At 63.4% G+C, this 13,103-nt stretch carries 8 protein-coding genes; 7 read left to right on the top strand and 1 reads right to left on the bottom strand.

Annotated elements, in window-relative coordinates:
* Window positions 1–82 precede the first annotated feature (82 nt).
* Window positions 83–2,869, top strand: coding sequence for a UPF0182 family membrane protein (locus tag AB4099_RS04750; protein WP_441477204.1), 2,787 nt, complete (start codon window positions 83–85; stop codon window positions 2,867–2,869).
* Between the two features lie 95 nt (window positions 2,870–2,964).
* A complete protein-coding gene (locus tag AB4099_RS04745; protein ID WP_113513048.1) occupies window positions 2,965–3,402 on the top strand; it encodes a universal stress protein in 438 nt (145 codons plus the stop codon).
* Between the two features lie 216 nt (window positions 3,403–3,618).
* On the opposite strand, the gene AB4099_RS04740 is transcribed toward AB4099_RS04745, so the two are convergent.
* Window positions 3,619–4,920, bottom strand: coding sequence for a sugar porter family MFS transporter (locus tag AB4099_RS04740; RefSeq protein ID WP_113513050.1), 1,302 nt, complete (start codon window positions 4,918–4,920; stop codon window positions 3,619–3,621).
* A 192-nt stretch (window positions 4,921–5,112) separates the two neighbouring features.
* Between AB4099_RS04740 and AB4099_RS04735 the strand changes: the two genes are divergently transcribed.
* The 5 genes from AB4099_RS04735 to AB4099_RS04715 all read left to right on the top strand — a co-directional run bounded on the left by AB4099_RS04735 (window position 5,113) and on the right by AB4099_RS04715 (window position 12,944).
* Window positions 5,113–6,450 carry a DegT/DnrJ/EryC1/StrS family aminotransferase gene (locus AB4099_RS04735; protein WP_441477203.1) on the top strand — a complete coding sequence of 446 codons (1,338 nt, stop codon included), beginning with the start codon at window positions 5,113–5,115 and terminating at the stop codon, window positions 6,448–6,450.
* Window positions 6,451–6,484: 34 nt separating this feature from the next.
* Window positions 6,485–7,858, top strand: a complete 1,374-nt coding sequence (locus AB4099_RS04730) for a sugar porter family MFS transporter (protein WP_113513051.1) — start codon at window positions 6,485–6,487, stop codon at window positions 7,856–7,858.
* Window positions 7,855–8,223, top strand: a complete 369-nt coding sequence (locus AB4099_RS04725) for a hypothetical protein (protein ID WP_441477202.1) — start codon at window positions 7,855–7,857, stop codon at window positions 8,221–8,223. Before AB4099_RS04730 ends, AB4099_RS04725 begins: the two co-directional genes overlap by 4 nt.
* Window positions 8,210–9,838: a GMC oxidoreductase gene (locus AB4099_RS04720; protein ID WP_441477201.1), complete on the top strand. Its 1,629-nt coding sequence runs from the start codon at window positions 8,210–8,212 to the stop codon at window positions 9,836–9,838. The genes AB4099_RS04725 and AB4099_RS04720 overlap by 14 nt, the downstream gene beginning before the upstream one ends.
* Window positions 9,839–10,067: 229 nt before the next feature.
* Window positions 10,068–12,944 (top strand): hypothetical protein, encoded by a 2,877-nt coding sequence (locus AB4099_RS04715; RefSeq protein WP_441477200.1) that lies wholly within the window; start codon window positions 10,068–10,070, stop codon window positions 12,942–12,944.
* Window positions 12,945–13,103 lie beyond the last annotated feature (159 nt).

The following is a 13,103-nucleotide window of genomic DNA, read 5'->3' as shown; positions in this document are numbered from 1 at the left end:
CATCGGCGTCGCGTCGCCTTGACGCGCGATCCCGATCACGAAGCAAGCGGCAGGCGTCCGTCATTTCCGCTATAATTGGACCATGACGATCGGGATCGCCGGACCCGGACGGAAGGCGCCACGGCAGAACGCCGTGGTCAGGCTCATCATTGCGGCGGTCGCCGTCGGGGTTTGCCTAGTCCTGCTCGGGCTCGCGAGTGACTGGCTGGTCGATTGGCTGTGGTTTTCCTCGATCGGTTATCTGCAGGTCTTTTGGACAACAATCGAAGCTGAAGCTGTCGTCTTTTTTTCTGTCTGGACGGCGACTACCATCGTTCTTTGGCTCAACGGATGGCTGGCCGTGCGTTTTGCCCGGCCACCGCGGATACAGGCTGTCGCCGGCCTCACGTGGCAATCCCCGGGCACCGTGCTGCTGCCCGATCTGCTCGCGCTCGCGCGCAATCGACTGTCCTGGCCCCGGGTTGTTGCAGGCGGTGCTGGTTTGCTCGCGCTGCTCGTCGCCGCGGCGGAAGCCGGCAATTGGGGCATTTTCCTGCGGTTTCTCTATCAGGTGCCATATGGCGCAGACGACCCGCTCTACAACAAGGACATCGGCTTCTATCTCTTCTCACTGCCTGCCTATTTCCTCATCAAGAACTGGATGTTGCTCACGCTTGTTTTGAGCGCGCTTTTCGCCGGAACGATCTACTGGGTGCACGGCGACATCGAATACGACGTGCAGCACCGGTCAATATCGCCGACAGTGATTGCTCACGGCTCGGCGGTGCTCGGTCTTCTCTTCGCGGTGAAGGCTTGGTCCTATGGTCTCGACCGCTATCTGCTGCTCTATGGCGATAACGGCGTGGTCGTCGGCGCCAGTTACACCGATGTCCATGTGGGGCTACCGGGTCTGTGGCTATTGATCGGGCTTTCGATCATTGCGGCGTTCGCCGCGTGGGCAAACCTCTGGGTGCGGACTTACCGGCTTCCTGCCGCAGCGTTCATACTCGTCGCCATGGGCTCTTTCGTGCTGTCGGGTGCAGCTCCTGTGCTGTTCCAGCAGTACTTCGTCAGACCAAGCGAGTTGCAGCTGGAGAAACCGTATATCGAACGCAACATCGCGCTCACCCGGCAGGCCTACAATCTGGATCAGATCGCAGCCAAGCCGTTTGCCGCCGAACAGATGCTTTCTCTCGACACGCTAGCGGCCAACAAGGCGACAATCGAAAATATCAGGCTGTGGGACCAGCTGCCCTTGTCGGATACCTACGCGCAGTTGCAGGAGATTCGCACCTACTACAAATTCCATGATCCTGACGTCGATCGCTACTGGCTCGATGGTTCCTATCAAAGCGTAATGCTCTCGGCTCGCGAGCTACGGCCCTCCTTGCTGCCGCCGAATGCCCAGACATGGGTCAACCGCCACGTGCTGTTTACTCACGGCAATGGCGCGGTGATGAGCCCGGTCACCCGAAAGAGTTCCGAAGGACTACCCGTCCTCTATTTGCGGGATATCCCACCCGTCGCAGATGGGGGTCCCAAAATCCTTGAACCGCGCATCTACTACGGCGAAGAGAGCGACAGCTACGTCATTGTCAAGGGAAGCACACCTGAGTTCGATTATCCGAAGGGCAAAGACAATGTCTATGCGGCCTATGACGGCACCGGTGGCGTTCCGATCGGAGCGATGGCGAGTAGAATGCTGTTCGCCTATTACTTCAACGACCCGAACCTGCTTCTCTCAAGCTATATCACTGCCGACAGCCGGATCATGATCCGCCGCAATATCCAGGAACGGGTGCGAACGATTGCTCCGTTTCTCCGGCTCGATCATGACCCCTATCTGGTCATCAGCAATGGGCGGATGCTCTGGATGCAGGATGCCTACACGACGAGCTCCTATTTTCCCTATGCGCAGCCCTCGCAAGATAGCGATCTCAATTACATCCGCAATTCGGTGAAGGCTGTCGTCGATGCTTATAACGGGACCGTCGACTTCTACCTTATGGATCCCGGCGATCCCATCGCCGCAACCTACCAACGCATCTTTCCGGGCCTGTTCAAACCGTTCGCGGCCATGCCTTCAGACCTGCAGAAGCATATTCGATATCCGGAGGACCTGTTCCTGGTTCAGGCGCGGCTCTATCAAACCTACCACATGGAGGCGGCCGACGTTTTCTATAACCGGGAAGATCTTTGGCAATTCCCCCTGCAACCGGGGGGCGGCGGCACTGCAATGATGACGCCCTATTACATCATCATGCGGCTGCCTGGAGAAACGCATGCTGAGTTTTTCCTCATGCTCCCGATGGTGCCCAGCCGCCGCGACAACATGATCGCGTGGCTCGCGGCGCGCTGCGATGGTCCCGGCTATGGCAAGCTGATCGTTTACGAATTTCCCAAGGAGAAGCTTGTCTACGGGCCGTTCCAGATCGAAGCGCGGATCAATCAGAGTACCGAGATCTCCCAACAAATCACGTTGTGGAACCAGATGGGTTCGCGGGTGATCCGCGGTGCGAACTTGCTCGTAATCCCGATCGAGAACTCGATCCTTTATGTATCGCCGCTTTATTTGCGAGCGGAGCACGGACATCTGCCGGAGCTGAAACGTGTGATCGCGGCCTACGGTGAACATGTGGTGATGAAGGAAACGCTCGCCGAGGCTTTGTCAGCGCTGTTCATAGAGCCCGGTGCTGCGGCGGCAGCTTCAAGCGCGACAGAGGGGATGCCCGGGACAAGGCCAGCGGCGAGTCAAGCACGCGAGGCGCTTGATCGCTACAATCAAGCAATGGAGCGATTGAAGTCCGGAGATTGGAAAGGCTTCGGTACCCAGTTCGATGCAATGCGCGAGCTCTTGGAGGAAATGAACCGAGATCCCGCCGGCCATTAGAGCCTCGAATTCGCTGTTTTGCGTGGCCTTCGGCCCGGAGACGTGGACATTGCGAACGTGGAGGCCGCGCACCTAGCTGCTGGGGGGAGGACGCCATGTATCAACACATTCTGGTTCCCACTGACGGTTCACCCTTGTCCGCCGCGGCCGTCGAACAGGCCACGCAGCTTGCCAAGTCCCTTGGGGCCCGACTGACATTGCTCGCTGTAACGGAGCCCTTTCACATCTTCGCCTCTGAACCCGGCATGGTGATTGCGACGCTGGAGGACTACCAAGAGCTCACCGAAGCGCGTGCGCAGCAGTATCTCACTGCCGCCCAAGAGAAGGCTGCGGCCGCGGACATTCATTGCGACGCCATTCAGGTCGAGAGCGAGCACCCCTATCAGGCGATTATCGACACCGCCGTTGCGCGAGGCTGCGACCTGATCGCCATGGCATCGCACGGCCGCCGCGGCATCGCTGCGATTGTGCTCGGCAGCGAGACGGTAAAGGTTCTGACGCATTCCAAGATTCCCGTCCTGGTTTATCGCTGAGCGCTCGGATCGCCGTCGAGAACCGCGTCGGGTCTCCTCTCAACTGCTTGTCTTAGCGAGCGTCGTCATCGCACTCGGACAGCGGGGGTAAGTGGCGGGCCCTGTCAGAAGGATGGGGCCGGTTATGGTAGGTGGGGCTGTCACCCGCGAATTGCGGGCGTGCATTCGTCCGAGCGTATGGATGCGCAGGGCGTGCTTGATCGGTTCGCCGCCGCCTCAGCCACCGATGCGCCGCAAGGGGCGTCCAGCCAGCACGGCCGCTTCGATCTCTTCGAGCCGGATACCGCGCGTCTCCGGGGTGAAGGCCAGGCAGAAACCGAGCGAGAGCAGGCAGACCACGAGGAACAGCGCGATCGCGCCAGAGAGGCCGATCGCTGCCACAAGCGACAGGAAGGTGAAGGCGATCAAGGCGTTGAAGAGCCAGCTCGTCGCCGAGGCCATGGCGATGCCAGATTCGCGGATGGCTGTCGGAAACAGCTCCGACATCAGCACATAGGGCAGCGGGCCGAGGCTCAGCGCGAAGGCCCCGATGAAGACTGCGAGCCCCGCGAGGCCGACCCAGGGCCAGTCGAGCTGGGAGGCGACGATGACCGCGGCGAGCCCGATCGCCATCGCACCCGAGCCGAAGATCAGCAGCGGCCTGCGGCCCAGGCGATCGACCATGGCGATGGCCGCGATCGTGGCGAGGACATTGACCAGGCCGAGGCCGAAGGTCGCGGCCAGTGCGGCGGTTCCGGCTGAGAAGCCGAGTTCCTGGAAGATGCGCGGGGCGTAGTAGAGGATGCCGTCGATGCCGCTCAGGTTCTGCAGCACGAAGAGTGCGCTGCACAGCAGAAGCACAGCGACAGTGCTGCCGCGCCGGAGCAGGGCGCCGCTGCTCGCGCCGGCATGGGAGAGGGTCGGCCGCGTCTCCTGCCATTCATCGGCGAGGCCGAGCGTTCGCGCCGCCTTCAGCACCGCTGCGTGGTTGCCCCGCGCCGCCAGCCAGCGCGGGCTTTCGGGCAGCAGAAGGATCGCCAACAGGCAAAGGCCAATGGGGAGGATGCCGGCGCCGAGCAGGATCGCCCAGGGCACGCTTGCCGCGAAGGCGAGCGTGACGCCATAGGCACTGAGAATGCCAAGCGTGATCGCGAGCTGGAACATCGAGACCACCGCGCCGCGCCGGTGCGCCGGCGTCGTCTCGGCCGCGTACATCGGGACCACCATTGAAAGCAGGCCGATGCACAGCCCGGCAAGGCTGCGCCCGGCCAGCAATCCGCCGAGCCCGAACCTGGCCAGGATCAGCGTATAGCCAAGCCCGCCGAGCGCAGCTGCCAGCATGAGCGTCCGTCTTCTGCCCCAGCGGGCCGAGATGGGGCCAGCCATGGCGGCGCCGACAAAGCAGCCGAGTACCAGGATCCCCACGACGAGTTGTTCCCCACGTTCGGAAAGTTCAAATTCTATCTTTATAAGATCCAGAACGCCAGAAACAGATGCTATTCCGAAACCGAAGGCAGTTCCGCTGGCAAAGATGAGCATCAAAATCAAAAATATTGGATCTCGTAATCTGTAAATCCAAATATTTCTAATCATTTCGAATTATTTCCAGAATTAGGGGCCGGATTTGCTCTTCTGTTTCATGCTACAAGCGGTACGTTGGCTAGATCAACATCTTCCCGGATTTGATGATCTGGCCGCCCCAAGCCGACGAGCCGCTGACAGGAGATACGCATGACCGATCTGGCCGAGACAGGATCGCGGATTGGTCAGGAGCGGGCCAATCGGCTCGCCATTGACGGTGGTGTTCCGGTCCGGCGCGAGCCGCTGCCCTGGGAGCTGCCGGGGGTGCACTGGATCGGTGAAGAAGAGCGCGAACTGGTCGATCGTGTTGTGCGTGCGCGCAGCCCATTCCGCTTCTACGGGCCCGACCCGCAGCATATGGTCGAGACGCTGGAACGTGAATGGTGTGAAGCCTTCGGACATCGTCATGCGCTCGGGGTCTCGTCGGGGACGGCCGCGCTGACGATTGCACTGTCGGCGCTCGGGGTCGGTCCGGGCGACGAGGTCTTCGTGCCGGGCTATCTCTGGGTGAGCTGCCTTTCGGCTGTGGTGCGGGTCGGCGCCATTCCCCGCCTGGTCGATATCGACGAGACCTTCTGCATCGATCCCGAGGATCTCCGGCGCAAGATCGGGCCTCATAGCCGGGCCGTGCTGTGCGTGCATATGAGCGGGGCGCCCGGCCGCATCACTGAGATCGCGGAGATCTGCCGCGCACATGGCCTGGGTCTGGTCGAGGATTGCGCCCAGGCGGCCGGCGCGCATGTCGGCGGACGTGCAGTCGGACGTTTCGGCGATATCGGCATCTTCAGCTTCCAGCTAAACAAGAACATGACCTCTGGCGATGGCGGGATGATCGTCGCCGAGGATGATGCGCTGTTCCGGCGTATCGCGGCACTGCACGACCTCGGCTATCCCCGAAACGAGAAGGGTCGGCTCGACGCCTCCGACGAGGCCTGCCAGCTCTGGGGCATGGGCGCACGCATGTCGGAGCTCGCGGGCGCGATGGCGCTGGCGCAGATGCGCAAATTGTCGCGCATCACCGGCGCGATGCGGTCCTCGAAATGGCGCATTCGCCAACAGCTGGCGGATCTGCGTGGCATCAGCTTCCGCCATATCCCGGACCCCGCCGGAGATACCGGTCCGTTCCTGCTGATGCTGCTGCCCGATGCCGACCTGGCGCGACGCTTCGTCGATGCGCTGCGCGCCGAAGGCATCGCCGGGCCGCCCGGCAGCCTTGCCTGCATCACCATGCAGGAATGGGGCATGCACTGGTATTTCAACATTCCGAGCCTGGTCCAGCGCCGGTCCAATAGCCGGGATGGCTTCCCTTGGACACATCCAGCCAATGCCTTCGGCGAAGCCTATGATTATGGCGTTGGGGCGTTGCCGCGATGCGACGATTTCCATGCACGCGGCGCCTTGCTCGCCATCGGTTCGACGCTGACCGAAGCCGACGAAAGCGACATCGTCACCGCATTCCGCAAGGTGGCGAACGGCCTGCTGGCTTGATGTGCTCCAACCCAGATCAACCAAGGCCGAGACGATGATCTATTTCATAGCCGCCATCGCAGGCATTGCCGGATTCCTGTTCGGCTTCGACGAGGGTGTCATCGCCGGCGCGCTGCATCTTCTGCGCGGCGAATTCGCGATCAGTCCGTTCGACGAGGGGCTGATGACGGCCGCCGTCCCGCTCGGGGCACTGGGCGGGGCGTTGCTGGCGGGGCGCACTACCGAAACCTACGGCCGCCGTGCCCTGCTGCTGGTCGCCGCGGTGCTGTTTGCTGCGGGGGCGCTCTTCTCAGCCGCGGCTGGCGCGGTCTGGATGCTGACTGCGTCGCGTCTGCTGCTCGGTCTGGCGGTCGGTATCGCCGCGATGGTGGCGCCGCTCTACATCTCCGAGAGCGCGCCCGCCGAGAAGCGCGGCATGCTCGTCTCGATCTATCAGCTGGCGATCACGCTGGGCATTCTCGGTGCCTATGTCGTCGACTTCGCATTCGCGGAGTCCTGGCGGCTGATGTTCCTGATGGGGGTCCTGCCTGCGCTCGCTCTGCTGATCGGCATGTATCGCATGGGCGACACGCCGCGCTGGCTCGCCCTCAAGGGCCGCACCGAAGAGGCTCGTCTGGCGATCGCGCGGATTCGCGACCTTGCGCCGCAGGATCACGCGGTCGATGCCGAACTGGCGAGCATCCGGCAGGCGGTGCAGCAGCGGACCAGGCCCGGCACCTGGGCGGATTTGCTCAGCCCCTCGGTTCGCCCGGCGCTCGTGGTCGGGATGGGATTGTTCTTTCTGCAGCAGCTCAGCGGCATCAATGCCGTGATCTATTATGCGCCGACGGTCTTCAAGGAGTCGGGTTTCAACTCGACCTCGACCCAGATCCTGGCGACGGTCGGGATCGGCATCGTCAATGTCGCGATGACCTTTGTCGGAATGTATCTGATCGACCGGATCGGACGGCGTCGGCTGCTTTTCATCGGCTTTGCCGGAACGGCCCTCAGCCTCGGCATGATCGCCATCGCGGCGGCGACCGACGCGGAGGCGCTGGATATCCTCGCGACGATCGGCCTCGTGCTCTATGTCGCGGCCTTCGCAGCCAGCATCGGTCCGCTGCCCTGGGTCATGATGTCCGAGATCTTCCCGCTCAAGGTGCGCAGCCTCGGCATGAGCGTGGCCTCGCTCGCCAACTGGGCCTTCAACTTTCTCGTCGTGTTCTCCTTCCCCATGCTCGTCAGCAGCTTCGGCCTCGGCGGGGTTTTCGCAGTCTATGCGCTGGTTTGCGCGGCCGGGTTGGTCTTCACCTATCTGCTGGTCCCGGAGACCAATGGTGTCTCGCTTGAAGAGATCGAACGGCATCTGGAATCGGGGCGGCCGTTCCGGACGCTCGATGCGACCCCGGTTCGGACCGTGACGGCATGAGCCTCATGCCGCCGATTCTCGACAGGCAGCCGTCGGAGCACGCTGATGCTGCCGGGGAGGCTGCCTCCCAAGATGCGGAGCGGTTGGTAGCCGCACTGATCGGGCTCAGTCCGTATCGCGCGGTCCTGCTTCCGCTCCTGACCGACATCACGCGGATTGCGCGAGCCAATCGGCAGATCGGCACGGCGCTCGCGGCGGTCGAGCAGCGCGCCGATTTCGCGCAGACAGGGCGCTTGCGCCGCGCCGATCTCGGTCCTGACCGGACCGCGCTCTTCGGCTTCCTCGAGTATATCCGCTTCGCCTCGCCGGATTTCTTGCGCTCAGTCGGGGAATGGCCCGTGGGAGGCCTGCGTGACCGAGGCTGAATTCTGCGATATCGTGGTGGTCGGCACCGGGGCCGGCGGCGGTATTCTCGCCCACAAGCTCGCCAAATCCGGCTTGCGCACCATCTCGCTCGAGCATGGCGCAATGCTGCCGGAGGACCATTTCAGGACGACACTTCCACCTGGCGTGACCAAGGATTTCGGCATCGATCCGAGCACGACCTGGCCCAGCGATCCGCATGACAGCCTCTTCGTCCACCCGCTCTTCGCCGATGGCAAGATTGGTTCGACGGCACGGCCGAAGGAGGGGTTTCGGCACTTCCAGGTCCTGGCCGTCAACGGGCTACAGAATCTCTGGAACGGTGTCAGCGTCCGGTTTTCGGCGGACGACTTCAAATCCTGGCCGTTCTCCTATGCCGATCTCGCCCCGCATTATGGCGCCGTCGAGCGCCTGATCGCCGTCTGCGGCACGAAGGAGGGGCTGCCGGATCTGCCGGATGGCGACTATCTGCCACCAAAGCCGCTGCGCCCTGCCGACCGGCTGGTCGTCGACGCGGTCAAGTCGCTGAACGACGCGCATTCCCATGCCATCCCGAACCGCAAGGCGATCAACACCCGGGCTGGAACCCCGACATCCTGCATTTCGACGGGGATGTGTACCTCGGGCTGCCCTGTCGGCGCGGTCTATAAATTCTCGACGCGGCTGCTGCCTCAGATCATCGACCTGCCGAACTACGAGCTGCGGACCCAGGCAAAAGTGGTTCGCTTGCTCCGCGACGACAGCAGCCGGCGGATCGAGGGGGTCGAGTATCTCGACCTGGCGACCGGCAAGCGGCGGCTTCTGCGTGCCGGCATCGTCGTGTTGGCCGCCGGAGCGCTCGAGACGCCGCGCATCCTGTTCAATTCGGCCGACGACGCCGATCCCGCCGGCCTCGGTAACCGGCATGGGCGGGTCGGGGCAGGACTGCAGGACAATCCCAAGGTCGTGCTTTCCACCTCCCTGCTGAAGCTCTGGGGCAAGCGCCGCGATTACGACCTTGGCTATGGCGATCTGCTGATCCTGCTGTCGCAAGGCAAGCTTGCGAATGGCGTGCCTTTCCCCTTCATCGGCCATGCCATCCACAGCGCGCCTGACGTGCCGCATTATCTGACCGCGATGCGCGGCTTTCCGCCCTTCCTGAAGGAACGGCTCGCGCGGATGATGTTCCACAGCTACGTCACGCTCGGCCTGTTCTGCCAGGGCGAGGCGACGACCGGAAACCGGGTGCGTCCGGGCCGGAGCGTCGATGCCTATGGCGTCCGGCAGGTCGAGGTCGATTTCACGATTCCCGCGGCGAGCCATCAGATGATGGACGCAATGACGGTCTGGGGCAGGCGCGTGCTGCGGCGGGCCTCCGCCACGATGATCTACGCCAGCCGCGACAACAGTGGCACCGGCATCCATTATGCCGGCACCACGGCGATTGCGCAGGATCCGCGACACGGCGTTGTCGATGCCGACCTGAAGAGCCATGACATCGACAACCTCTATATCTGCGATGGCGGGGTCATTCCTGAACTCCCCGACAAACACTTGACGCTGACGATCATGGCGCTGGCCGACAGGCTGGCCGGCCATCTCGTAGAGGTCGCGAAGCAGCAATCGGTCGCGGCGTGACGCGCGAGGTCGTGGCGAGAGAAATCGGGGACAGGAGCCGCTGCTCCTCCGATCAGAATGAGGCTGCGCGGTGAGTAGGAGGGATGCGCTTGCGCTCTGCTCATCTTGTGCGCAGCCTCAAACGGAATGTCGCCCGGGTTGATTCATGCTCCGCACGATCGCGCTATTTGTCTTGCTGGCCCTGGTGCCAGGACTTGCGTTCGCGTCCCAGTGTCCCGCTGAACGCCCGATGCCGCTTGTGCCGGCCGACGCTGCCCTTTGCGCCGCGCTCGACCGGGATATCCGAAGGCCCGGCGCCTTTCCTCTCGATGTCTACCAGGAAAAGCTCGGCCGCTATCTCGGCGCCTTCTGCCACCGCAACCTCGCCGTCGGCTGGCGCGTCGACAAGATGGTTCGCGATACCGGGCCGTTCACCGCGACCCTGCGCAACGACAAGACCAGTGGCAATTACCATGGCACCCATGCACCGGTGGTCATCTGGTACTCGCCGGAAATGTTCGGCTGGCTGAAGGCCAACCGGACGCAGGCCCATGAGGGGACAGCGGAGCCCCCCGTGCCTGACGGGGCGATGATGATCAAGGAGATGTTCCCGGCGCCTGCTGCTTTGTGCCGCGATGTCGATCCGCTGCGGCTGCTGCCGACGAGCGGTGCGGCCGTGATGGTGCGCGACGCGAAGGCCTCACATGACGGCTGGTTCTGGGGCTGGTTCGGATGGAGCGACTGGAAGCCCGATTGGCCGGCGGGGCCCGGCAACGGCTACCCGAACATGGGTTTCGGTCAGTACTGCGTGAACTGCCATGCCAGCGCCAAGGCCAATTCGACCTTCGCGGACCTGAAGAACATCAAGGGCGAGCCCGGGCGCCCGCTGGTCTTCCTGAGCCAGAATGCCTTCACCGACCGTTCCGCCCAAGCTCATGACGATTTGTCCGCGATGCTCAACCACCTGCGCATCGTGCAGGAATCCGACGACATCACGCTGCTCGGCGCTCCGGCCCGCGAAAGCCCTGCGCCCGAGTTCACCACTTTCTATGGCATCCCGTTTGCGCATCCGACCGCAGACAAGGTGATGCGGATGCCATCCCAGACCTATGACGTGGTCTGGGCCAGTGCGAACCGGCGCGAGGCCCAGCAGCAGTTCCTGACCTCGGACCAGTGCCTCGGCTGCCACGATGCCGGGTCGACCGGGTTGCATTTCGACATGACGCTGCCGGGGCCGGACGGCCGCTTCCTCAATCTTTCGCCCTATGGCACCTGGAGCTCGTCGCCCATGGGCCTGGCTGGACGCGACCCGGTCTTCTTCGCCCAGCTCGCAAGCGAGACGGAGACCTTCCATCCCGAAGCCGCCGAGCTGGTGCAGGACACCTGCCTCGGCTGCCACGGTGTGATGGGGCAGCGACAGTTTAAGATCGACGAGAGAGCAAGGGGCAAGGGCTGCTCCTCGTTCTCGCGTGCCGCCGTCGCCGCCACGCCCTGGCCCGCCGGTCATTCCGGCCTGGAGGCCCGGCACGGTGCGCTCGCCCGCGACGGCGTCTCCTGCACAACCTGTCACGCCATGGCGCTGAGCGAGGCCGAACGGAGCCGGGTCAAGGCGCAGCCGCAGAACAGTTGCGTCGAGGAGCGCCAGGAACGGCTCAATCCCGAGAATACCGGCTTCGCCAGGACCTTCACCGGCAGCTTCCTGATGGGCGCGATGACGGAGATGAAGGGGCCATTCGAGGGCCCCAAGGCGAAGCCGATGGAGAATGCACTCGGCATGACGCCGGTGCAAAACCCCGCCATCAAGAGCTCAGAGGTTTGTGGCAGCTGCCACACCGTTCACCTGCCTGTGCTCGACAAGGGCAAGGTCATCGGACACACCTACGAGCAGACGACCTATGCGGAATGGGCGTTCAGCGACTTCCGCACCGGCCACTCGCCCGACGGGGCGCTGCCATTCGGCGCCGGCAAAAGCCCCGAAACCTGCCAGGGCTGCCACATGCCCAGCCGCGATGCGGACGGGCACCCCTATCGCAGCAAGATCGCCAGCATCCAGGAATATTCAAACTTCCCGCAGGCGGAGCATAATTTGCCGCCCGAGGAGATCGACCTGCCGGTGCGCTCCGGCTTCGCCAGCCATGTGCTGGTCGGTTTGAACTCGTTCCTGATCAAGATGGCGCAGCAGTTCCCGGAGCTGATGGGAATCCGGACGCAGGATCCGATGCTGACGAAGAAAGGCGTCGATCCACTGCTCTTCACCGAGAAGGCGATCGACCATCAGGCTGCGGAACGCACCGCCGCGATCGCCGTCGAAAGCATCAGGATGACTGAATCGGCGCTGGAGGCGTCGGTACGTGTCACCAACAAAACTGGGCACAAATTCCCGAGCGGCGTCGGCTTCCGGCGCGCCTTCATCGCGTTCAAGGTGCTCGACGCCGGCGGCAAGGCGATCTGGGCTTCGGGGCGCACTGACGCACTCGGCGTCATCACCGACGGGATGGGCGCGCCCGTCGTCGGCGAAGTCTGGTGGAATGCCGATTGCTCGGCCAGACTCGATCCGCTCGCGCATCAGCCGCATCGGGAGGTGATCACCCGGCAAGATCAGGTCCAGATCTATCAGGAGCTGGTTTCGAGCCCCCCGCTGTCCGGGCCGGCCCAGTGTGGCATCGGCTCCCAGCCCGCGGGGCAGTTGACCACGAGCTTTCTGTCGATCTGCTCGAATGTGAAGGACAATCGCCTGCTGCCGAGGGGCTATCTCGGGCGCGATGACCGGGTGAAGCTCGCGGCCTCCCTCGGCGCCGGCCCGGAACTGGCTGACGAGGCCGGATCTGTGCAGGTCGGTGACGATCCCGACTATCGGGAGGGTGGCGGCGACGCGACGCTCTATCGCATCGCCCTGCCGGAGATCGACGGTAAGCCAGCTGCCATCGAGGCGACGCTCTTCTACCAGGCGATGCCGCCGTTCTATCTTCAGGACCGCTTCTGCACCTCGAAGAGCGAGGATACGAAGCGGCTGCATTTCATGGCCGGGCGTCTCAACCTCGCGGGGTCCCGATCCGAGGGCTGGAAGCTACGCACGGTGACGACAGGGGCCGTTACCATTGCGGGCGGTGCTCAGCGGCAAGATTGAATGAAGCGGATCGGCTGCGGCGTGCGCCAGCGGGGTCTCTCGCCGCGGAGTTGGTTACCCCACTATCGGTCAGGGCGAGAATGGCACAGTTGACTTTGCTGTCCGCAAACCCGGACGTCGGGTTCTGGGGGGGCACGCGGCACGAAGCCGAACGTCTTC

The organism is Allobosea sp. 2KB_26, from assembly GCF_052115715.1.
Lineage (GTDB): Bacteria > Pseudomonadota > Alphaproteobacteria > Rhizobiales > Beijerinckiaceae > Allobosea.
The sequence above is the reverse complement of the archived record's forward strand: the minus strand, read 5'-3'. Positions and strand labels throughout refer to the sequence as shown.